Genomic DNA, 17768 nt, shown 5'->3' with positions numbered 1-17768 from the left:
CCTCATGGCACAGGCGCCCAATTTCTCCCGCTCCCGTTTCACCGTGGCCGTGATGCTGGCGGTCTACCCGCTGGTCACCGCGCTGCTCTATGCCGTCATGCCCCTCACCCCCGACTGGCCGCTGTGGATGCGGACGCTGGTGGTGGTGCCGGTGATGGCGGTGGCAATGGTGTGGGTGCTGATCCCCCGCATCCACCGTCATCTCAGCCTCTGGCTGCATCCCTGATCGCCGGCACCCGGCCCAAACGGGCTGGGGCTTCCGCATCCGCGAGCGCGTCGTCACCGTGGCGCGCCGTCCTGCCGTCAGCCCGTCTTGCGGATGTCGCGCGCTTGGGGCACACCCGTGCGGCCTCGTTACCGCCCGGAGTCGCCCCGCATGGCCCATGACGCTCCCGTCTCTCCCCTCGCGCCCAAAAGCGTTCCCGATGTCGGCCCGATCGAGGGCGTGCGCTTCGCGACAGCGGCGGCGGGTATCCGCTATAGCGGGCGTACCGACGTCCTGCTGCTGGCGCTCGACGAGGGCACGACGGTGGCCGGCGTGTTCACCAAGTCGAAATGTCCTTCCGCACCGGTGGAGTGGTGCCGGGACAACCTGCCCCACGGGCTCGCCCGCGGCCTGGTGGTGAATTCGGGCAATGCCAATGCCTTCACCGGCCAGAAGGGGCGCGAAGCCACCGCGCTGACCGCGGCGATCGCCGCGAAGGCGCTGGGCTGTGCCGAGAGCGAGATCTTCCTCGCCTCCACCGGAGTGATCGGCGAGCCGCTCGACGCCACCAAATATGAGGGCGTGCTGGACGAGACGGCAGGCCGTCTCGCGCCGCTGCCCTGGATCGACCCGGCGCGGGCGATCATGACGACCGACACCTTTCCCAAGCTTGCCACCGCCACCGCCACCATCGACGGCGTCCCGGTGACCATCGCCGGCATCGCCAAGGGCGCCGGCATGATCGCGCCGGACATGGCGACCATGCTGTCCTTCGTGTTCACCGACGCGGCGATCGCCGCTCCCGCGCTGCAGGCGCTGCTGTCGCGCGGGGTGACGGACTCGTTCAACGCCGTGACCATCGACGGCGACACCTCGACCTCCGACACGCTGATGCTGTTCGCCACCGGCGCCGCCGAAAAGCGCGGCGCCCCGCGCATCACCGAGGCGACCGACCGCCGGCTGGCCTCCTTCCGCAAGGCGTTGACCGCGGTGCTGGCCGATCTGGCCGAGCAGGTGGCGCGCGACGGCGAGGGGGCGCGCAAGCTGGTGAAGATCGAGGTGACCGGCGCGACCTCGAAGCGCTCGGCGCGGCGCATCGCCATGTCGATCGCCAATTCGCCGCTGGTGAAGACGGCGGTGGCCGGCGAGGACGCCAATTGGGGCCGTATCGTCATGGCGGTCGGCAAGGCCGGCGAGCCGGCCGAGCGCGACCGGCTGTCCATCTCCTTCGGCGGCATCCGCGTCGCCCATGAGGGCGCGCGCGACCCCTCCTATGACGAGGCGCAGGTCTCCGCCTACATGAAGAACGACGTCATCGACATCCAGGTCGATATCGGCCTCGGCGGCTCGTCCGACCGGGTGATGACCTGCGACCTGACCAAGGAATATGTCGCCATCAACGGTGACTACCGGTCGTGAAGCTCATCCTCGTCGCCGCCTGCGCATTGGTCGATGCCGACGGGCGGGTGCTGCTCGCCCAGCGGCCGGAAGGCAAGCAACTGGCCGGCCTGTGGGAATTTCCCGGCGGCAAGGTCGAGCCCGGCGAGCGGCCGGAAGAGTGCCTGATCCGCGAACTCGCCGAGGAACTCGGCATCACGGTGAAGGAGCCGTGCCTGGCGCCTCTCAGCTTCGCCAGCCACACCTATGACAGCTTCCAGCTGCTGATGCCGCTGTGGATCTGCCGCCGCTGGGACGGCCAGGTCCAGGGTCGCGAGGGCCAGAAGCTTGCCTGGGTGCGGGCGGGCCGGCTGCGCGACTATCCGATGCCGCCCGCCGACGAGCCGTTGATCCCGGTGCTCATCGATCTGCTCGGGCCGGGGCGGGACTAGGGCCTTTCGATCAGGTGGACACGCCTGATCGGCACGAAGCGCTTGGGTTCGACCGCGCTCTAGGAGCCTTCCCCGGGCAGCTTGTGCTCCGCCGCCTTCAGCGCATCGGCGAGCCGCAGCTTGGCGGAGCCGGGGCGCAGCGGCTTCTGCTGGCTGTCATGCGGTGCCCAGCCGGAAATCCAGGCGATCTCGAACGTCGCCCGCAGCCGTCCGTCCGGATCGGCGAAGCGCTCGGCATAGACCTCGAACAGACGGGCGAGCGTGGCGCGGCGCAGCGGCGCGCGGCGGCGGGCGCTGAGCGGGTTGGCGGCGCCCATGCGGCGCAGATCCGCCATCAGCGCCAGCGGATGATCGTAGCGCACCACCACGCGGTCGACATCGGTGACCGGCAAGGCGAGGCCGGCGCGCTGGACCAGGCCGCCGAGGTCACGCAAATCGGCAAACGGCGCCACCCGCGGCGAGATGCCGCCGGTGGTGTCGCTCTCGGCGATGGCGAAGGCCTCGCGCAACTCGGTCAGCGTCCCGGCGCCGAACAGGCAGGCCAGCAGCAGCCCATCGGGCCGCAGCGCGCGGCGGATCTGGGCGAGCGCGCCGGGCAGGTCGTTCACCGTCTGCAGCGCGAGGGCCGAAACCACCAGATCGAGCGAGGCCGGGCCGAAGGGCGGCAGTTCCGGATCGGCCGCGGCGTCGTTGTCCGCGCGTTCGGGCGGACCGAAGGTGAACAGCCGGCCGATGGTCGGGACGACGGCGAGGGCGCGGGCAAGGGCGGCGGTGGGAGTGCCGAGATCGGCGGCGACGGCGAATTGCCGGCTGACCGCGCCGAGCCGGTCGGCGAGGTCCTCGGCGACACGATCGATGAGGAAGGTTTCCGGGCCGAGCGCCAGGGCCCGCCGCCGCCGGGCGGCGAGGGCGCGGGGATCGAAGATCTGGTGGGGGGCTGAGGATTCGGGACCGGACATGCGCGACGCTCCTTGGCCCCTGCCATAGGCCGATGCGGGCGTCGGGTCAAAGCACGCGGACGGGAGATGGGCGGGGAGGCGTTCGGCGCGCCGGGCGAGGGGCGCCGGGCTGCATCGACCCGCTCCGCAAGATTGCGCTTCGTGAGGGTGGGGCGCGCGGCGACGCCTTCGCAGGCCCGGCAATGGCCCGGCTTTGCAGATCGATGAGAAAGTTCCCTGCAGCCAATGAGTTGGAGTGGATCCTCCTCTCGGCGGACGTTCAGCTTTCGCCTGATATGCTCTAGTATGGCGGGATGGACGATGCCGCGCCCGATCCTGCCCGCCTCGCCGATGCGTTCGCCGCCGCCTTCACGCGGATGGGGCGGGGAACGTTGCGCGCGCTCACGTCTTTTGGCCGGGCCGGGCTCGACTATGCGCTGCCGCCGACCTGCATGGCCTGCGCGCGGGCGGTGGACGAACCGGGCGGGCTGTGCGCCTCCTGCTGGGGGCGGCTGGACTTCATCACCGAGCCGCTTTGCCATCGGCTCGGCATCCCCCTGCATGAAGGCGGGAGCCGGCTGTCGCCGGCGGCGCTGGAACATCCGCCGGCCTATGGCCGGGCACGGGCGGCCGTGAGTTTCGGCGACGTGGCGCGGGATCTGGTGCACGGCCTCAAATATGCCGACCGTACCGATCTCGCCGATCCGCTCGCCGGGCTGATGGCGCGGGCGGGTGCGGAACTTCTCCGCGATGCGGAGGCGCTGGTGCCGGTGCCGCTGCATCCGCGTCGGCTGTTCCGGCGCCGCTTCAACCAATCGGCGCTGCTGGCGCTGGGGATTGAGCGGCGCGCCGGGGTGCCGATGCGCTCCGGCTGGCTGGCGCGCCTGCGGGCGACGACGCCGCAGGTCGGCCTCGACCGGGCGGCGCGGGCCGGCAATGTCGCCGGCGCCTTCGCAGTGCCGGAAGCCGCGCGCGCCGAGGTGGCGGGGCGCGGTATCGTGCTGGTCGACGACGTGCTGACGACCGGGGCGACCATCGACGCCTGCACCAAGGCGCTGATGCGGGCCGGGGCGAAGCGGGTGGACGTGCTGGTGTTCGCGCGGGTTGTTGACGCACCGACGACGCCCATATCATAGAACGACGGCTTCGCGCCCGCGGCGACACGGCGGGGCGGGCAGCAATGGTGCGGGAGGAATGGCATGGCGCAGATCGAGATCTACACGACCTATACCTGTCCCTATTGCCATGCCGCCAAGGATCTCCTGAAGCGCAAGGGCGCCACCTTTTCCGAGATCAACGTCACCGGTGACCCGGTGATGCGCTCCACCATGTCCGGCCGCGCCAATGGTCGCACCAGCGTGCCGCAGATCTTCATCGACGGGCAGCATGTCGGCGGCTGCGACGATCTCTATGCGCTCGACGAGGCCGGCCAGCTGGACACGCTGCTCGCCCGCTGACCCTTCCGCCCAACCGAGTTCAGGCCATGACCGCTTCCGTTTCCGACGCCGCCTCCCGACCGCTGCATCTCGGCGCGCCCTTCAAGGCGGCGCTGGTGCAGATGCGCACCGCCAAGAGCGTCGCGGCCAATGTCGAGGCGGCCTCCGGGCTGATCCGGGCGGCGGCGGCGGAGGGGGCGAGCTATGTGCAGACGCCGGAAATGACCGGCACCATGGAGGAGAACCGTCAGGCGCTGTTCGCGGTGCTGCAGGAGGAAGAAACCGACCCGGCGCTCGCGACCTTTCGCGCGCTGGCCAGGGAACTCGGCATCCATCTGCATATCGGCTCGCTGGCGATCAAGGCGGGCTCGCACCGGGCGGCCAACCGCTCCTTCCTGATCGGGCCGGACGGCGCGATCCTCGCCCGCTATGACAAGATTCACATGTTCGACGTCGACCTGCCCAATGGCGACGTCTATCGGGAATCCGAGGCCTACCGGCCCGGCGAGATCGCGGTGTGGACCGACCTGCCGGAGATCCGCATCGGCCTGACCATCTGCTACGACCTGCGCTTCCCGGCGCTGTTCCGGGCCCTGGCCGAGGCGGGGACGGGAATGCTCACCGTGCCGGCCGCCTTCACCAGGACCACCGGCGAGGCGCATTGGCATGTGCTGTTGCGTGCCCGTGCCATCGAGACCGGCTCCTTCGTGCTCGCCGCCGCGCAGGGCGGCACCCATGAGAACGGGCGCGAAACCTTCGGCCATTCGCTGATCATCGATCCGTGGGGGCGCATACTCGCCGAGGCTGGCACCGAGCCGGGCTTCATCTCGGCGGTGATCGATCCGGCCGAGGTGGCGGCGGTGCGCCGGCGCATTCCGTCGCTGGAGAACGGGCGGCGTTTCGAGCTTCTGCCCGAGCCGGGCGCGGGACGGCTGCATCTGGCGGCTTCCGGTCCGGCGCCGGCAGGAGACGCGGCATGATCCTCTATTCGCTGTGCTGCGAAAAGGAGCACGCCTTCGACAGCTGGTTCCGCGATTCCGCCGCTTATGACCAGCAGAAGGCGCGCGGGCTGGTGGCGTGTCCGGTCTGCGGTTCCACGCAGGTGGAAAAAACGCTAATGGCGCCGGCGCTGGGTGCCGGCGCGCGCAAGCGCGAGGTGGAGCCGGCGCCGGCATCGGAACCCGCCGCCGTCGAGCGGGGCATGCCGGAAAAGCTCGCCATCCTCTCCGAGAAGGAACAGGCGTTGCGGGCGATGCTCCGCGCGGTGCGCGAGCAGGTGGTCAGGAATTCCGACTATGTCGGCGAGGAGTTCGCCACGCTCGCCCGGCAGATGCACGAGGGCGAGGTGGAGCAGCGCTCGATCTATGGCGAGGCAAGTTCCGAGGAGGTGCGCGCGCTGCTCGATGACGAGATCGAGATCATGCCGTTGCCGAGCCTGCCGGACGAGCGCAACTGAGGCCGGCGGAGCCGCTTGGGGGAACATCCATGCGGGCGGCGGTTCGTCTAACCCTGGTTCTGGCCCTGCATGGAGCGCTACACGCCAGTCCGGCGCAGGCGCAGGGCGTGGCACCGGCCCGGCCGCATCTCTACGAGCTCATCAGCCGGGAACCCTATCGTTCGACCTGGAACCGGCTGATCGCCCCGGTGCTCAAGAACGACCGCTGGCTCAAGGGCGCGCGAGGCGTATGGGTGCCGCAGCAGCCGGTAGTGCTGAACGGCGTGCGCGTCAACATCTACATGCTCTGCAAGCCGACCGGCTGCGCCTATGGCAAGATCAGCGCCCTCTTCGAGGCCGACGGGCACCGGGCCTATGGTGCGTTCCGCAATGCCGCCGGCACGCAGATCCTCGGCGCTCCCCCGCTTGCCGAACACAAGGCGCTGCTGGCGGCGCTGCATTAGCCGGGACTGGCCCGGCGAACGTCAGCCGCCGGCGGGCACGGGTGCAGGCGGGCTGGGCAAGGCCGCGCCGGCCTTCAGGATCTCGGGCAGAAGCCGGCTGCGCAGGCCGTCGGCGTCGATCGGGCCGATATATTTGTAGGCGATGCGCCCGTCGCGGCCGATGACGAAGGTCTCCGGCACGCCATAGACGCCCCATTCGATGGCGGCCCGGCCATTCGCATCCACACCGACCGCGGCGTAGGGATTGCCGAAGGTGCCGAGGAAGCGGCGGGCATTGCCGGCCTCGTCCTTGTAGTTGAGGCCGACCAGGCGAAAGCCCGGCATTTGCGACAGCTGCACGAGGAACGGATGCTCGTCGCGGCAGGGTACGCACCAGGAAGCGAAGACGTTGAGCACCGTCACCTCGCCCGTGGCGATGGCACCGGCGGGCAGCCCCGGCACCGGCGCGCCATCGCGGGCCAGCCCTTCCAGCGGCGGCAGGTCGAGCGCCGGGGCCGGACGGCCGATCAGCACCGAAGGCAGGCGGGAGGGATCGCCGGAGAACAGCCGACCGTAGAAAAGTACCACCAAGGCCAGGAACAGCGCCAGCGGCAGCAGGAGCAGCAGGCGGCGGCGCAGCGGCGAACGAACATCCGCGGGCGGGCTATCGGCCATTGCCGGCCCCCGTGCTGGAACGGCGGCGTATGCCGCGGGCTTCCATCGCCGTCAGCCGGCGACGCACGGCGCGGCCATCGAGCGCGATCCACAGCGCGAGGGCGGCGATCGACAGGGCGCTGGCGCCATAGGCGGCGGCGATGAAGAAGGCGTGGGTGTCGGCCATGTGAAAGCGCCTTATGCGTGCACGGCTTCGGCGGCCGTGCGCGCTTCCAGCACGCGGAGCCGCCGGCGCAGGATCTCGGTGCGCATGGCGGCGAGGTGCAGCGTCAGCATCAGCAGGGTGAAGCCGAGCGCGGTGGCGAACAGCGGCCACAGCAGGCTCGAATGAATGCTCGGCCCGCCCATGCGGAACACCGAGGCCGGCTGGTGCAGCGTGTTCCACCAATCGACGGAGAATTTGACGATCGGCACATTGATGAAGCCGACCAGCGTCAGCACGGCGGCGGCGCGGCCGGCCTGGTTGGGGTCATCGATCGCCGAGCGCAGCGCCAGCAGGCCGAGATAAAGCAGCAGCAGCACCAGCATGGAGGTGAGGCGCGCGTCCCACACCCAATAGGTGCCCCACATCGGCCGGCCCCACAGCGAGCCGGTGACAAGGCACAGAAAGGCGAACAGCGCGCCGATGGGTGCGAGCGCCTTGTGGGCGACATCGGCCAGCGGATGGCGCCAGACCAATATGCCGAGCGAGGAGAGGGCGAGCAGCGAATAGCCGAGCATGGCCAGCCAGGCGAAGGGCACATGGATGTACATGATGCGCACGGTCTCGCCCTGCTGGTAATCGGCGGGCGCGCGGAAGGCGAGCACGAAGCCGATGGCCAGGGTGACGACGGTGGCGGCGGCGAGCCACGGCAGCACCCGCCCGGAGAGGGAGAGGAAACGGGTGGGGTTCGCAAGGTCCATCAGCGCCATAGCGCGGTTCTAATCCGCGCCGCGCGGGCCGGCAACATGGCTGGGGTGCGGCGGAACGCGTATGTGATGCCGCGCCAGGCCGGCGCTGCGCGGCGGGGGTACCGCGCCGCGCCGTTCCATTGCGCTACGGGCGTCGCTTTCGCCGGCTTCCGTCCCACGCCCGGATGAAGCGGCGGCATGGGCTGGCGGCAAGGGGCCGGGCGGCCGCCTGTGTCGGTGGCAAGGCGTGGCGGCGGCCGCCTATTCCTCCCCGGATGCGCTTCAGGCGCCGATGGGCAGCCCTCGGGCGAAAAGTGCCGGATATGGCGTGAGGTCATGACGTCGCTGGAGAATGCCGGAGGACGGCCCGGCGGCGGCCGTCGAGGGTTTCGCCGAGGCTTGCGGGGCTTTGGGCTTCCCACCCGGAGTGCCGCCCGACATTGCCGGATCGCCAGGCCGGCGATGTAACGACGCCGTGAAGCGCGCCTTCCGCCATGTCCGGGCCACATCCGCCCGCTTGAACGACGCTTCGATTCGAGGCTGGAGATTCGACATCCGTGAAACCCGCCGCCTTCCTTCCGCTCGCGCTCGCCGCCTTCGCCGCCCTGCCGGCGGCGGGTACCCAGGCCAAAACCGCCGCCGAGGAGATGCTCATGCTGGATCCCGCCGCGCGGGTGGAGCAGCGCTGCAATTCGCGCGGCATGGGCGACATCGGCCGCGAGCACAAGAACCTGCATCCCGACGAACTGGTGGCCTATGCCTATGCCAACACCAAGCTGAACAACCAGCATCTGGTGGCCAGCGGCGCGGCGGTGCGCAGCGGCAACACCTGGTACCACATGTCCTATAGCTGCGAGACCGCCAATGACGGGATGGACATAAAGTCCTTCTCCTACCAGCTCGGCGCGCCAATCCCCCGTTCCGAATGGGAGGCGCATTATCTGGTGGCACCGTAACCGGTTTCCGCCACCGAGATTCGGCGCTTTTCCTGGCTTTGCCGCCGGTTTCCTTGACTTCGTCACACTTGGCTTGTAGACCCCCGCCATTCTCGCACGATCCGCGAGCCGTCCCGCCGCCCGGCCCTTGAGGCCGGAGGTTCCCGCCCGACAGCGCGATGCGCCCTCGGGCGCGTTCGGCATTGCGTGGTCTCCGGCGTGAAAATGGAGCCCGAACGCATGTTCGATTCACTGAGCGACCGCCTTGGCGGCATACTCGACCGGCTTAAGAAGCGCGGCGCCCTCTCCGAGGCCGACGTCGGCGAGGCCATGCGCGAGGTGCGCCGGGCGCTGATCGAGGCCGACGTGGCGCTCGACGTGGTGCGCTCCTTCACGGACAAGGTGCGCACCCGCGCGGTCGGCGCCGAGGTGGTGAAGTCGGTCACCCCCGGCCAGATGGTGGTGAAGATCGTCCATGACGAGCTGGTCGCCATGCTCGGCTCGGACGCCAAGCCGATCGACCTCGAAGCCGCGCCGCCGGTGCCGGTGCTGATGGTCGGTCTGCAGGGCTCTGGCAAGACCACCTCTACCGCCAAGATCGCCAAGCGCCTGAAGGACCGGGTCGGCCGCAAGGTGCTGATGGCCTCGCTCGACACCCGCCGCCCGGCAGCGATGGAGCAGCTTGCCACGCTCGGCAAGCAGGTCGGCGTCGATACGCTGCCGATCGTGCCCGGCCAGAGCGCCGTGCAGATCGCGCGGCGCGCCATGGAGGCCGCCCGGCTCGGCGGCTTCGACGTCGTCATGCTCGATACCGCCGGCCGCGTCACCCTCGACGAGACGCTGATGGCGGAAGTGGCCGAGGTGAAGACCGCGACCGGCCCGCATGAGGTGCTGCTGGTCGCTGACAGCCTCACCGGCCAGGACGCGGTGAACACCGCGAAGGCCTTCGACGAGCGCGTCGGGCTCACCGGCATCGTGCTGACCCGCGCCGATGGCGACGGGCGCGGCGGCGCCGCTCTCTCCATGCGTGCGGTCACCGGCAAGCCGATCAAGCTGATCGGCACCGGCGAGAAGATGGACGCGCTGGAGGATTTCGATCCCCGCCGCGTCGCCGGGCGCATCCTCGGCATGGGCGACGTGGTGTCGCTGGTCGAGAAGGCGGTCGAGAACATCGACGCCGAAAAGGCGATGGCCGCCGCCGAGCGGATGCGCAAGGGCAGCTTCGATCTCGAAGACCTGCGCATGCAGCTCGAGCAGATGGAAAAGCTTGGCGGCCTCGGCGGGCTGATGGGCATGCTGCCCGGCATCGGCAAGCTGAAGAACCAGATGGCCAATGCCAATCTCGACGACCGGGTGATCAAGCGCCAGAAGGCGATCATCGATTCGATGACCCGCAAGGAGCGGCGCAACCCGAAGCTGCTCGACGCCTCACGCCGCAAGCGCATCGCCGCCGGCTCCGGCACCAAGGTCGAAGACGTCAACAAGCTGATGAAGATGCACCGCCAGATGGCGGACATGATGAAGGCGATGGGCGCCTCCGCCGGCGGCAAGCGCGGCGGGCCGATGGCCGGCCTCGCCAACATGTTCGGCCTCGGCGGCGGTATGGGCGGCATGCCCAAGCCCGAGGACCTCGCCAAGCTCGCCGAGAAGATGCCCGGCGGGATGGGTGGCGGCGGGCTCCCCGCGAAATTCCCCGGCAACCTTCCCGGACTTCCGGGTGGTTTTCCGGGCCTCGGCAACAAGCCGGGCGGCCTTCCGGGCCTGCCGGGCTTCCCGCCGAAGAAGAAGTGAAATCGATGCCGGTCCCGTGCCGGCTCGCCTATTGAAGACTGAAAGGAAAGACCAATGTCCCTAAAGATCCGTCTCGCCCGTGGCGGCGCCAAGAAGCGTCCCTATTACCGCATCGTCGTCGCCGATTCGCGCTCGCCGCGCGATGGTCGCTTCATCGAGAAGATCGGCACCTTCGATCCGCTGAAGCCCAAGGACGCCGCCGACCGCTTCGTGCTCGACACCGAGAAGGCCAAGGCCTGGCTCGCCAAGGGCGCCCAGCCGACCGACCGGGTCGCCCGCTTCCTCGACAGCCTCGAGCTGCTGAAGCGCGAGGCCCGCAACAACCCGAACAAGGCCGTGCCCGGCAAGAAGGCCCAGGAGCGCGCCGCCGCTGCCGCCAAGGCGGCCGAAGCCGCGGCTGCCGCTGCTGCTCCGACCGAGTGATCGGATAACGGTTGGACGTCTGGAAGGCGCCGCGCCTTCCAGACGTCGGATCGTGTTGAATTCCCGACCTCTCCCTTGCCGAGGGAGCGCTCTTTGACCGGAGCGGCAGGTTGGGCGGCGAACCCGGAGCGGGCCGTTAAGAGCGGCCTGCCCGTATCTTCCACGTGGAAGAGTGCCCTTTCCGTTCTGGCGGCAGGCCGATCGCTTTCGCAGCGTCGTTATCCGCATGGTCGAAAACAGGGGCTCGTTCACGCATCGCGAGTGCAGCATGCCGACCGATCGCGTTCTTCTCGCCCGCATCGGCGCGCCGCATGGCGTGCGCGGCGAGGTACGCCTGTTCATCTTCGCGCAGGATGCCGACTCGCTGTTCGACTATGGTCCGCTGACCGACGAGGACGGCAAGCGCCGCTTCGAGATCGCGGCCTTGCGGCCGGCGAAGGAGCATTTCGTCGCCCGGCTGAAAGGCGTCGACACCCGCGAGGCGGCCGAGGCGCTGACCAATGTCGGCCTTCATGTCGAGCGCGCATCGCTGCCGCCCCCCGACGACGAGGACGACTTCTATCATGCCGACCTGATCGGCCTTGCCGCGGTGACCCCTGACGGCGCCGCCTTCGGCAAGGTGTTGGCGGTGCATGATTTCGGCGCCGGCGACATCCTCGAGATCGCCCCGGAAGGCGGCGGCAAGGGGACCTCCAAGACGCTCATGCTGCCCTTCACCAAGGCGGTGGTGCCGAGCGTCGATATCAAGGGCGGGCGCGTCGTGGTCGATCCCGGCGAATGGGCGACGGACGAGACCCCGCCTCCCGAGGCGGACAGGAATTAGGGGCGCGGCACATGTGGCGCGCCTCCCTCGTCACCATCTTTCCCGACATGTTTCCCGGTCCGCTCGGCCTGTCGCTCGCCGGGCGAGCGCTGGCGCAGGGCGGCTGGGCGCTCGAGACCGTCGACCCGCGCGACCAGGCGACCGACCGCCATCGCTCGGTGGACGATACCCCGGCCGGCGGCGGCCCGGGCATGGTGATGCGTGTCGATGTGCTGGCGCGGGCGGTGGACGTCGCCGCGCCCGAGGGTGACACCCGGCCGCGCCTGCTCATGACGCCGCGCGGAAAACCGCTGACGCAGGCGCGGGTGCGCGAATTGGCGGCGGGCGACGGGGTGGTGATCGTCTGCGGCCGCTTCGAAGGAGTGGACGACCGGCTGGTCGCCGCGCGCGGGCTGGAGGAGGTCAGCGTCGGCGATGTGGTGCTGTCGGGCGGCGAGATCGGCGCGCTGGTGCTGCTCGACGCCTGCGTGCGGCTGCTGCCCGGCGTGATGGGGCATCCCGAGTCCGGCACCGAGGAGAGCTTTTCCGCCGGTCTGCTGGAGTACCCGCAATATACCCGCCCGCAGAATTTCGAAGGGCAGGAGATCCCCGCCATCCTGTCGAGCGGCGACCATGCCAGGGTGGCGCGCTGGCGCCGCGAGCAGGCGGAGGCCGTCACGCGCGCGCGCCGGCCGGACCTGTGGGCGCCTTACGAGGCGGCGCGGGAGGCCGTCCGTGACGGCGCGGCGACGAAACGACGGAAGACCCGCGAATAACGCATGACAAGCGGACCGACATGGCGTATAGGCGCGCCATCACTGTTCCAACTGAAAACAGCAAGAAGCGGACGGCCGATGGCCGGCCTTGTCCGCGAGAGGTGATATCATGGTCGACATTATCGGACAGCTTGACGCCGAGCAGATCGAGAAGCTCTCTGCCACCAAGACGATCCCGGACTTCCAGCCCGGCGACACCGTCATCGTGAATGTGAAGGTGAAGGAAGGCGAGCGTACCCGCGTTCAGGCCTATGAAGGCGTGGTGATCGCCCGCTCCGGCGGCGGCATCAACGAGAACTTCACCGTCCGTAAGATTTCCTATGGCGAGGGCGTGGAGCGCGTGTTCCCGATCTTCTCGCCGAACATCGACAGTCTGAAGGTTGTCCGTCGCGGCAAGGTGCGTCGCGCGAAGCTCTATTACCTGCGCGATCGTCGCGGCAAGTCGGCGCGTATCGCCGAGCGCCAGGACAAGAACGCCGGCAAGGGCAAGAAGGGCGCGCCGGTCGCCGCCGAGTGACCCGCTGCCTTTGATGAATGGAACAGACGGAAAGGCCGGGGCTCGCCCCGGCTTTTTTGTTGGCCGGGCCATCGACGATCGCCGGCCTTCGGCAGGTGCGGTTTGGATGCTCCCGCCGCGCCGCTTCGCGGCCTCCCGCCCTCGGTCGGGAAAGCGGGCCCACTGCTTCGGGGGCGGATGTCGCCGATCATGTCGGCGCCGCGCATCTGCGGGCGGGCTTATCCCGGGCTTCGAGGCGCCGGTCAGCAATCCTTGATGTGGCGAACCTTGGTGCGGGTCTGCTGTTCGACGATCAGCGCGCCGTCGCCGAGCACCGCGGCCTGCATCACGGTGGCGAAGTCCGGCTTGCGCAGCGGGCAGGTGATCAGCCCGGCTTCCGGCCTCTCCGCGGCCCGTTCCGCGCCCCGGATGACGCCGAGATCGACGCGGGTACGGCTCTCCAGCGCCACCGCCATGACGGCGAGGACAATGACCAGCACCAGATCGATCGGGCGTAAACCAGCGAGACGCATGGCGTCTACCTCTTCGAGACGTTGCCCTGCGCGTGCGATGCGTGTCGCGCGACGTTGTTCGTCAATCATAATGATGTGACGTTAGGTTATTTCAATCGGTTTCGGTCGGGTACTTGCTGTAATACTGTATACTGACGATATGGGTATCGACGTCGAGCTGACGACAACCCGTTGCGGGTGCATTGTTCAGCCGGCGGAAAGTTGCTAGAACGGTTCCATGATGAAGTCGGGCACGAGCGGAATTGTCGCACGTCGGATGGCGCAGGCCGTTGCGGACGTTTGCGATGTCGCGCGCCCGGAAGCGCGCCGCCGCCTGCCGACCACCATCGGCTTCGCCGCGGTGCCGGATCATGTCCGGCTGCCGGCGCGATTCTTCGGCCGGTTCACCGCCTGCGCGGTCGCGGGCCTTAGCTGAGCGCCGCCCGGAAGCGCGCCATTCGGCGCCTCGCATTCCCGGCCGTGCGCAGGCCCGACATGGGCCGCTATCCGATCCTTCCCGCTACAATAGCATTCAGCAGCCGAGGATGAGCATGTCCGCTCCCCGCACCCTGTACGACAAGATCTTCGACGACCATGTGGTCGACCGCCAGGAGGATGGCACCTGCCTCCTCTATATCGACCGCCATCTGGTGCATGAGGTGACCTCGCCGCAGGCCTTCGAGGGCCTGCGCGTCGCCGGCCGCAAGGTACATGCACCGACCAAGACGCTCGCCGTGGTCGACCATAATGTGCAGACCACCGACCGCCGCTTCGGCATCGAGGATCCCGAGAGCCGGATGCAGGTCGAGACGCTGGCCGAGAACGCCCGCGATTTCGGCATCGAATATTTCAACGAGCTCGACAAGCGGCAGGGCATCGTCCATGTGATCGGGCCGGAGCAGGGCTTCACCCTGCCGGGCACCACCATCGTGTGCGGCGACAGCCACACCTCGACGCATGGCGCCTTCGGCGCGCTGGCGCACGGCATCGGCACCTCGGAGGTGGAGCATGTGCTCGCCACCCAGACGCTGATCAGCAAGAAGAGCAAGAACATGCGCGTCACCGTCGACGGCACGCTGCCGGACGGCGTGACGGCGAAGGACGTGACGCTGGCCATCATCGGCGCCACCGGCACCGCCGGCGGCACCGGCTTCGTCATCGAATATGCCGGCGAGGTGTTCCGCAACCTCACCATGGAAGGCCGGATGACGGTCTGCAACATGTCGATCGAGGGCGGCGCCCGCGCCGGCATGGTGGCGCCGGACGAGACTACCTTCGCCTATGTGAAGGACCGCCCGCGCGCGCCGAAGGGCGCGGCATGGGACGCCGCCCGCCGCTATTGGGACACCCTCCATACGGACGAGGGCGCCTTCTTCGATAAAGAAGTGCGGCTCGACGGCGCGTCGCTGCCGCCGATCGTCTCCTGGGGCACCAGCCCGGAAGACGTGATCTCGGTGGAAGGCATCGTGCCCGATCCCGACCTCATTGAGGACGAGGGCCGGCGCGAGGCCAAGCGGCGGGCGCTGCACTATATGGGTCTGACCGCCGGCACGAAGATCACCGATATCGCCATCGACAAGGTGTTCATCGGCTCCTGCACCAATGCCCGTATCGAGGATCTTCGCGCGGCCGCCAAGATCGTGGCGGGCCACAAGGTGCGCGAGGGCGTGTCCGGCATGATCGTGCCGGGTTCGGGGCTGGTGAAGGCACAGGCTGAGGCGGAGGGGCTGGACGCGATCTTCCGCGCCGCCGGCTTCGACTGGCGCGAGCCGGGCTGCTCGATGTGCCTCGCCATGAACGCCGACAAGCTCGGCCCGGAGGAGCGCTGCGCCTCCACCTCGAACCGCAATTTCGAGGGCCGGCAGGGCTTCAAGGGCCGCACCCACCTCGTCTCGCCGGCGATGGCGGCGGCGGCGGCGATCGCCGGCCGCTTCGTCGATGTGCGCCAGTGGCGCAGCCCGGTCTGAGGCCGGCGCGATGGCCCCGCATCCCTATGCCGATCCACCGGAGAACGACGCCATCGAAATCTGGGGGCGGCGCATCGGGCGGGGCCTTGCCGTCGTCTGCGGGCTCGGCTTCGGCGTGTATCTCATCGTGACCTATCTGCGCTGAGGCCTCGCCCGTGAATGCACTCGCAGACGATCCAATGGCTTGGCGCCCGGTGAAGGCGCCGACGCTGGCGATGATGGAGGTGATGGCGGAAGCGGCCTATGCAAGGCTGCCGAAGCGCTTCCGCGACCTGTGCGGCAATCTCGTCGTGCAGGTGACGGACTTTCCCACCGACGAGGTGGTCGAGGAGATGGAGGCGGAAACGCCCTTCGACCTCCTCGGCCTGTTCCAGGGCGTCGGGCTCGCTCAACATTACGAGAGCGCGGCCTTCGCCATGCCCAACATGATCTGGCTCTACCGCCGGCCGATCCTCGACTATTGGGCCGAGCACGACGAGACGCTGGGCAGGATCGTGACGCATGTGCTGATCCACGAGATCGGCCACCATTTCGGCCTCTCGGACGACGACATGGAGCGGCTGGAACAGGAAGCGGGCTGAGCCGGGCCGGAAGACATTCACGGCGCCGCCAATGGGCGGTGCGCAGGAGACGAGAATGGACAAGTTCACCACCCTGACCGGGGTCGCGGCGCCGCTGCCGCTGGTCAATGTCGACACCGACATGATCATCCCCAAGCAGTATCTGAAGACGATCAAGCGCACCGGCCTCGGCAAGGGGCTGTTCTCGGAACTGCGCTACAATGAGGACGGGTCGGATAATCCGGATTTCGTGCTCAACAAGCCCGCCTACAGCAAGGCCTCGATCCTCGTCGCCGGTGACAATTTCGGCTGCGGATCCTCGCGCGAGCACGCGCCCTGGGCGCTGCTGGACCATGGCATACGCTGCGTGATCTCCACCAGCTTCGCCGACATCTTCTACAATAACTGCTTCAAGAACGGCATCTTGCCGATCGTGGTGACGCCCGAGCAGCTGGAAGCGCTGTTCGACGACGCCTCGCGCGGCGCCAACGCCGTGGTGACGGTGGATCTGGAGAGCCAGACCATCACCGGGCCGGACGGCGGCAGCATCTCCTTCGAGATCGACCCGTTCCGCAAGCACTGCCTGCTGAACGGTCTCGACGATATCGGCCTCACCCAGGTGAAGGCCGAGAAGATCCACGACTATGAGGCGCATCTCGCCGCCGACCGTCCCTGGGCGTGAGGCTGCATCGGCGCCGCCAAACGCTGGCGCCGGTTTCCCCGATACCGTTCCGCACGGCCTTGTGCCGGGCATCCACGTGTTTTTGCCGGTGAGCGGTTCAGCTTGCGCGACGCGAGCGATAAGAAGGAGAGTGGCCGACCGGCCGTGATCCCTCTCCGGAGCCTTGTCATGCGCCGTCTTATCTCCACCGGTTCTCCTTTCGAGGCCGAGGCCGGTTATTCGCGGGCGGTGGTCGATGGAGACGACATCTTCGTCTCCGGCACCACCGGCTACGACTACTCCACCATGACGCTGCCGGAGAGCGTGGAGGAGCAGGCGCATGGCTGCTTCCGCAACATCGCCGCGACGCTGAAGGACGCCGGTGCCGCGCTCGCCGACGTGGTGCGGGTGCGCTACATCATCACCCGCCCGGAATACGCCGACATCGTCTTTCCGATTTTCGGCCAGTATTTCGGCACCGTACGTCCCGCGGCGACGCTCATCGTCGCCGGGCTTTTGCGGCCGGAGATGAAGATAGAGATCGAGGTGACGGCGCGCCGATCCGCCTGAGGCGTATTTTCGCCTTTACAGCCGGGCGCTCCCGGAGTGGAATCGTTCAAAACCAGAATGTGTTCCGGGAGACGCTCCATGTGCCAGATCTTCGCCGGCCAAGACCCCGAGACCTATGCATTCCAGACCCGCTCGGTGCGGATCGGCGGCCATTCCACCTCGATCCGGCTGGAAGCGGCCTTCTGGGCGATTCTCGAACAGGTGGCCGCCCATCAGGGCATGAGCCTTGGCAAGTTCGTCACCAAGCTGCATGACGAGGTGCTGGAACTGCATGGCGAGGTGCGCAACTTCGCCTCGCTGCTGCGCTGCTCCTGCCTGATCTATCTCGACGAGGTGCGCAGCGCGCCGAAGCCCGCGCGCGCGCGTTACGCCTGCCCGAGCGCACTGCATCTCGAAGCCGCCGAATAGCCGGCACCGACGATC

26 protein-coding genes are annotated in these 17768 nt (G+C 68.6%); 21 read left to right on the top strand and 5 right to left on the bottom strand.

All coding sequences use genetic code 11. From position 1 onward, the window contains the following. Window positions 1-4 precede the first annotated feature (4 nt). The 3 genes from J2X65_RS06655 to mutT all read left to right on the top strand — a co-directional run bounded on the left by J2X65_RS06655 (window position 5) and on the right by mutT (window position 2034). The gene (locus J2X65_RS06655; protein WP_213362171.1) at window positions 5-226 is read left to right on the top strand and encodes a hypothetical protein; all 222 of its coding nucleotides are present in this window, start codon (window positions 5-7) and stop codon (window positions 224-226) included. A 150-nt stretch (window positions 227-376) separates the two neighbouring features. Then, window positions 377-1624, top strand: coding sequence for a bifunctional glutamate N-acetyltransferase/amino-acid acetyltransferase ArgJ (argJ, locus tag J2X65_RS06650; protein ID WP_310199553.1), 1248 nt, complete (start codon window positions 377-379; stop codon window positions 1622-1624). Beyond that, window positions 1621-2034 (top strand): 8-oxo-dGTP diphosphatase MutT, encoded by a 414-nt coding sequence (gene mutT / locus J2X65_RS06645; protein WP_310199551.1) that lies wholly within the window; start codon window positions 1621-1623, stop codon window positions 2032-2034. Before argJ ends, mutT begins: the two co-directional genes overlap by 4 nt. Before the next feature lie 59 nt (window positions 2035-2093). On the opposite strand, the gene J2X65_RS06640 is transcribed toward mutT, so the two are convergent. After that, the gene (locus tag J2X65_RS06640; RefSeq protein WP_310199549.1) at window positions 2094-2993 is read right to left on the bottom strand and encodes a methyltransferase domain-containing protein; all 900 of its coding nucleotides are present in this window, start codon (window positions 2991-2993) and stop codon (window positions 2094-2096) included. A 293-nt stretch (window positions 2994-3286) separates the two neighbouring features. Here J2X65_RS06640 and J2X65_RS06635 point away from each other — a divergent pair, with 293 nt between their 5' ends. From J2X65_RS06635 to J2X65_RS06615, 5 genes are all read left to right on the top strand, one after another. Beyond that, window positions 3287-4108: a ComF family protein gene (locus J2X65_RS06635; RefSeq protein ID WP_310199547.1), complete on the top strand. Its 822-nt coding sequence runs from the start codon at window positions 3287-3289 to the stop codon at window positions 4106-4108. Window positions 4109-4171: 63 nt separating this feature from the next. Then, window positions 4172-4429, top strand: a complete 258-nt coding sequence (gene grxC, locus J2X65_RS06630; protein ID WP_310199545.1) for a glutaredoxin 3 — start codon at window positions 4172-4174, stop codon at window positions 4427-4429. A 26-nt stretch (window positions 4430-4455) separates the two neighbouring features. Then, window positions 4456-5388 (top strand): carbon-nitrogen hydrolase family protein, encoded by a 933-nt coding sequence (locus J2X65_RS06625; protein WP_310199543.1) that lies wholly within the window; start codon window positions 4456-4458, stop codon window positions 5386-5388. Next, the gene (locus tag J2X65_RS06620; RefSeq protein ID WP_310199541.1) at window positions 5385-5864 is read left to right on the top strand and encodes a DUF1178 family protein; all 480 of its coding nucleotides are present in this window, start codon (window positions 5385-5387) and stop codon (window positions 5862-5864) included. Before J2X65_RS06625 ends, J2X65_RS06620 begins: the two co-directional genes overlap by 4 nt. Before the next feature lie 29 nt (window positions 5865-5893). Next, window positions 5894-6307, top strand: coding sequence for an Ivy family c-type lysozyme inhibitor (locus J2X65_RS06615; protein ID WP_310199540.1), 414 nt, complete (start codon window positions 5894-5896; stop codon window positions 6305-6307). 21 nt (window positions 6308-6328) lie between these two features. Here the strand turns inward: J2X65_RS06615 and J2X65_RS06610 are convergent, their stop codons facing one another. Genes J2X65_RS06610 through J2X65_RS06600 form a run of 3 tightly spaced genes read right to left on the bottom strand, consistent with a single transcriptional unit; the run spans window position 6329 to window position 7873 of the window. After that, on the bottom strand, window positions 6329-6961 hold the full coding sequence (locus J2X65_RS06610; protein ID WP_310199538.1) for a DsbE family thiol:disulfide interchange protein: 633 nt from the start codon (window positions 6959-6961) through the stop codon (window positions 6329-6331). Further along, complete coding sequence (gene ccmD / locus J2X65_RS06605) at window positions 6951-7127, bottom strand: heme exporter protein CcmD (RefSeq protein WP_310199536.1); 177 nt, start codon at window positions 7125-7127, stop codon at window positions 6951-6953. The genes J2X65_RS06610 and ccmD overlap by 11 nt, the downstream gene beginning before the upstream one ends. Before the next feature lie 11 nt (window positions 7128-7138). Then, complete coding sequence (locus tag J2X65_RS06600; protein WP_310199534.1) at window positions 7139-7873, bottom strand: heme ABC transporter permease; 735 nt, start codon at window positions 7871-7873, stop codon at window positions 7139-7141. A 536-nt stretch (window positions 7874-8409) separates the two neighbouring features. Here J2X65_RS06600 and J2X65_RS06595 point away from each other — a divergent pair. The 6 genes from J2X65_RS06595 to rplS all read left to right on the top strand — a co-directional run bounded on the left by J2X65_RS06595 (window position 8410) and on the right by rplS (window position 13096). Then, on the top strand, window positions 8410-8808 hold the full coding sequence (locus J2X65_RS06595; RefSeq protein WP_310199532.1) for a DUF930 domain-containing protein: 399 nt from the start codon (window positions 8410-8412) through the stop codon (window positions 8806-8808). 219 nt (window positions 8809-9027) lie between these two features. After that, window positions 9028-10578 carry a signal recognition particle protein gene (gene ffh, locus J2X65_RS06590; RefSeq protein WP_310199530.1) on the top strand — a complete coding sequence of 517 codons (1551 nt, stop codon included), beginning with the start codon at window positions 9028-9030 and terminating at the stop codon, window positions 10576-10578. A 54-nt stretch (window positions 10579-10632) separates the two neighbouring features. Next, complete coding sequence (rpsP, locus tag J2X65_RS06585; RefSeq protein WP_310199528.1) at window positions 10633-11001, top strand: 30S ribosomal protein S16; 369 nt, start codon at window positions 10633-10635, stop codon at window positions 10999-11001. 268 nt (window positions 11002-11269) lie between these two features. After that, window positions 11270-11824 carry a ribosome maturation factor RimM gene (gene rimM, locus J2X65_RS06580; protein ID WP_310199526.1) on the top strand — a complete coding sequence of 185 codons (555 nt, stop codon included), beginning with the start codon at window positions 11270-11272 and terminating at the stop codon, window positions 11822-11824. 11 nt (window positions 11825-11835) lie between these two features. Next, a complete protein-coding gene (gene trmD, locus J2X65_RS06575) occupies window positions 11836-12579 on the top strand; it encodes a tRNA (guanosine(37)-N1)-methyltransferase TrmD (protein ID WP_310199519.1) in 744 nt (247 codons plus the stop codon). A 109-nt stretch (window positions 12580-12688) separates the two neighbouring features. Then, the gene (gene rplS / locus J2X65_RS06570; RefSeq protein WP_310199518.1) at window positions 12689-13096 is read left to right on the top strand and encodes a 50S ribosomal protein L19; all 408 of its coding nucleotides are present in this window, start codon (window positions 12689-12691) and stop codon (window positions 13094-13096) included. Between the two features lie 242 nt (window positions 13097-13338). Here rplS and J2X65_RS06565 read toward each other — a convergent pair whose 3' ends face one another. Beyond that, entirely contained in the window at window positions 13339-13608 is a 270-nt protein-coding gene (locus tag J2X65_RS06565) for a hypothetical protein (protein WP_310199516.1), read from the bottom strand. A 217-nt stretch (window positions 13609-13825) separates the two neighbouring features. On the opposite strand from J2X65_RS06565, the gene J2X65_RS06560 reads away from it, so the two are divergent. The 7 genes from J2X65_RS06560 to J2X65_RS06530 all read left to right on the top strand — a co-directional run bounded on the left by J2X65_RS06560 (window position 13826) and on the right by J2X65_RS06530 (window position 17753). Then, window positions 13826-14023: a hypothetical protein gene (locus J2X65_RS06560; RefSeq protein ID WP_213363037.1), complete on the top strand. Its 198-nt coding sequence runs from the start codon at window positions 13826-13828 to the stop codon at window positions 14021-14023. A 115-nt stretch (window positions 14024-14138) separates the two neighbouring features. Continuing rightward, window positions 14139-15554 (top strand): 3-isopropylmalate dehydratase large subunit, encoded by a 1416-nt coding sequence (leuC, locus tag J2X65_RS06555; protein ID WP_310199513.1) that lies wholly within the window; start codon window positions 14139-14141, stop codon window positions 15552-15554. A 10-nt stretch (window positions 15555-15564) separates the two neighbouring features. Then, a complete protein-coding gene (locus tag J2X65_RS06550) occupies window positions 15565-15699 on the top strand; it encodes a hypothetical protein (RefSeq protein WP_310199511.1) in 135 nt (44 codons plus the stop codon). Between the two features lie 34 nt (window positions 15700-15733). Then, window positions 15734-16135 carry a metallopeptidase family protein gene (locus tag J2X65_RS06545; RefSeq protein WP_310200061.1) on the top strand — a complete coding sequence of 134 codons (402 nt, stop codon included), beginning with the start codon at window positions 15734-15736 and terminating at the stop codon, window positions 16133-16135. A gap of 55 nt (window positions 16136-16190) precedes the next feature. Continuing rightward, window positions 16191-16796: a 3-isopropylmalate dehydratase small subunit gene (gene leuD, locus J2X65_RS06540; protein WP_310199509.1), complete on the top strand. Its 606-nt coding sequence runs from the start codon at window positions 16191-16193 to the stop codon at window positions 16794-16796. 168 nt (window positions 16797-16964) lie between these two features. Beyond that, entirely contained in the window at window positions 16965-17345 is a 381-nt protein-coding gene (locus tag J2X65_RS06535; RefSeq protein ID WP_310199507.1) for a RidA family protein, read from the top strand. A gap of 78 nt (window positions 17346-17423) precedes the next feature. Continuing rightward, window positions 17424-17753 (top strand): ribbon-helix-helix domain-containing protein, encoded by a 330-nt coding sequence (locus J2X65_RS06530; protein ID WP_310199506.1) that lies wholly within the window; start codon window positions 17424-17426, stop codon window positions 17751-17753. Window positions 17754-17768 lie beyond the last annotated feature (15 nt).

Source organism: Ancylobacter sp. 3268 (assembly GCF_031456575.1).
Taxonomy (GTDB): domain Bacteria; phylum Pseudomonadota; class Alphaproteobacteria; order Rhizobiales; family Xanthobacteraceae; genus Ancylobacter.
This window is presented reverse-complemented; position numbering and strand designations above follow the sequence as displayed.

What these genes read in the sequence shown, in the direction of transcription:
- J2X65_RS06565 (WP_310199516.1), bottom strand. Translation starts at nt 13,608, where the DNA reads ATGCGTCTCGCTGGTTTACGCCCGATCGATCTGGTGCTGGTCATTGTC.
- leuD (WP_310199509.1), top strand. Translation starts at nt 16,191, where the DNA reads ATGGACAAGTTCACCACCCTGACCGGGGTCGCGGCGCCGCTGCCGCTG.
- J2X65_RS06535 (WP_310199507.1), top strand. Translation starts at nt 16,965, where the DNA reads ATGCGCCGTCTTATCTCCACCGGTTCTCCTTTCGAGGCCGAGGCCGGT.
- trmD (WP_310199519.1), top strand. Translation starts at nt 11,836, where the DNA reads ATGTGGCGCGCCTCCCTCGTCACCATCTTTCCCGACATGTTTCCCGGT.
- J2X65_RS06640 (WP_310199549.1), bottom strand. Translation starts at nt 2,993, where the DNA reads ATGTCCGGTCCCGAATCCTCAGCCCCCCACCAGATCTTCGATCCCCGC.
- J2X65_RS06545 (WP_310200061.1), top strand. Translation starts at nt 15,734, where the DNA reads ATGGCTTGGCGCCCGGTGAAGGCGCCGACGCTGGCGATGATGGAGGTG.
- rplS (WP_310199518.1), top strand. Translation starts at nt 12,689, where the DNA reads ATGGTCGACATTATCGGACAGCTTGACGCCGAGCAGATCGAGAAGCTC.
- J2X65_RS06620 (WP_310199541.1), top strand. Translation starts at nt 5,385, where the DNA reads ATGATCCTCTATTCGCTGTGCTGCGAAAAGGAGCACGCCTTCGACAGC.
- grxC (WP_310199545.1), top strand. Translation starts at nt 4,172, where the DNA reads ATGGCGCAGATCGAGATCTACACGACCTATACCTGTCCCTATTGCCAT.
- J2X65_RS06610 (WP_310199538.1), bottom strand. Translation starts at nt 6,961, where the DNA reads ATGGCCGATAGCCCGCCCGCGGATGTTCGTTCGCCGCTGCGCCGCCGC.
- ffh (WP_310199530.1), top strand. Translation starts at nt 9,028, where the DNA reads ATGTTCGATTCACTGAGCGACCGCCTTGGCGGCATACTCGACCGGCTT.
- argJ (WP_310199553.1), top strand. Translation starts at nt 377, where the DNA reads ATGGCCCATGACGCTCCCGTCTCTCCCCTCGCGCCCAAAAGCGTTCCC.
- J2X65_RS06625 (WP_310199543.1), top strand. Translation starts at nt 4,456, where the DNA reads ATGACCGCTTCCGTTTCCGACGCCGCCTCCCGACCGCTGCATCTCGGC.
- rimM (WP_310199526.1), top strand. Translation starts at nt 11,270, where the DNA reads ATGCCGACCGATCGCGTTCTTCTCGCCCGCATCGGCGCGCCGCATGGC.
- leuC (WP_310199513.1), top strand. Translation starts at nt 14,139, where the DNA reads ATGTCCGCTCCCCGCACCCTGTACGACAAGATCTTCGACGACCATGTG.
- J2X65_RS06550 (WP_310199511.1), top strand. Translation starts at nt 15,565, where the DNA reads ATGGCCCCGCATCCCTATGCCGATCCACCGGAGAACGACGCCATCGAA.
- J2X65_RS06560 (WP_213363037.1), top strand. Translation starts at nt 13,826, where the DNA reads ATGATGAAGTCGGGCACGAGCGGAATTGTCGCACGTCGGATGGCGCAG.
- J2X65_RS06615 (WP_310199540.1), top strand. Translation starts at nt 5,894, where the DNA reads ATGCGGGCGGCGGTTCGTCTAACCCTGGTTCTGGCCCTGCATGGAGCG.
- J2X65_RS06530 (WP_310199506.1), top strand. Translation starts at nt 17,424, where the DNA reads ATGTGCCAGATCTTCGCCGGCCAAGACCCCGAGACCTATGCATTCCAG.
- J2X65_RS06600 (WP_310199534.1), bottom strand. Translation starts at nt 7,873, where the DNA reads ATGGCGCTGATGGACCTTGCGAACCCCACCCGTTTCCTCTCCCTCTCC.
- ccmD (WP_310199536.1), bottom strand. Translation starts at nt 7,127, where the DNA reads ATGGCCGACACCCACGCCTTCTTCATCGCCGCCGCCTATGGCGCCAGC.
- J2X65_RS06655 (WP_213362171.1), top strand. Translation starts at nt 5, where the DNA reads ATGGCACAGGCGCCCAATTTCTCCCGCTCCCGTTTCACCGTGGCCGTG.
- rpsP (WP_310199528.1), top strand. Translation starts at nt 10,633, where the DNA reads ATGTCCCTAAAGATCCGTCTCGCCCGTGGCGGCGCCAAGAAGCGTCCC.
- J2X65_RS06635 (WP_310199547.1), top strand. Translation starts at nt 3,287, where the DNA reads ATGGACGATGCCGCGCCCGATCCTGCCCGCCTCGCCGATGCGTTCGCC.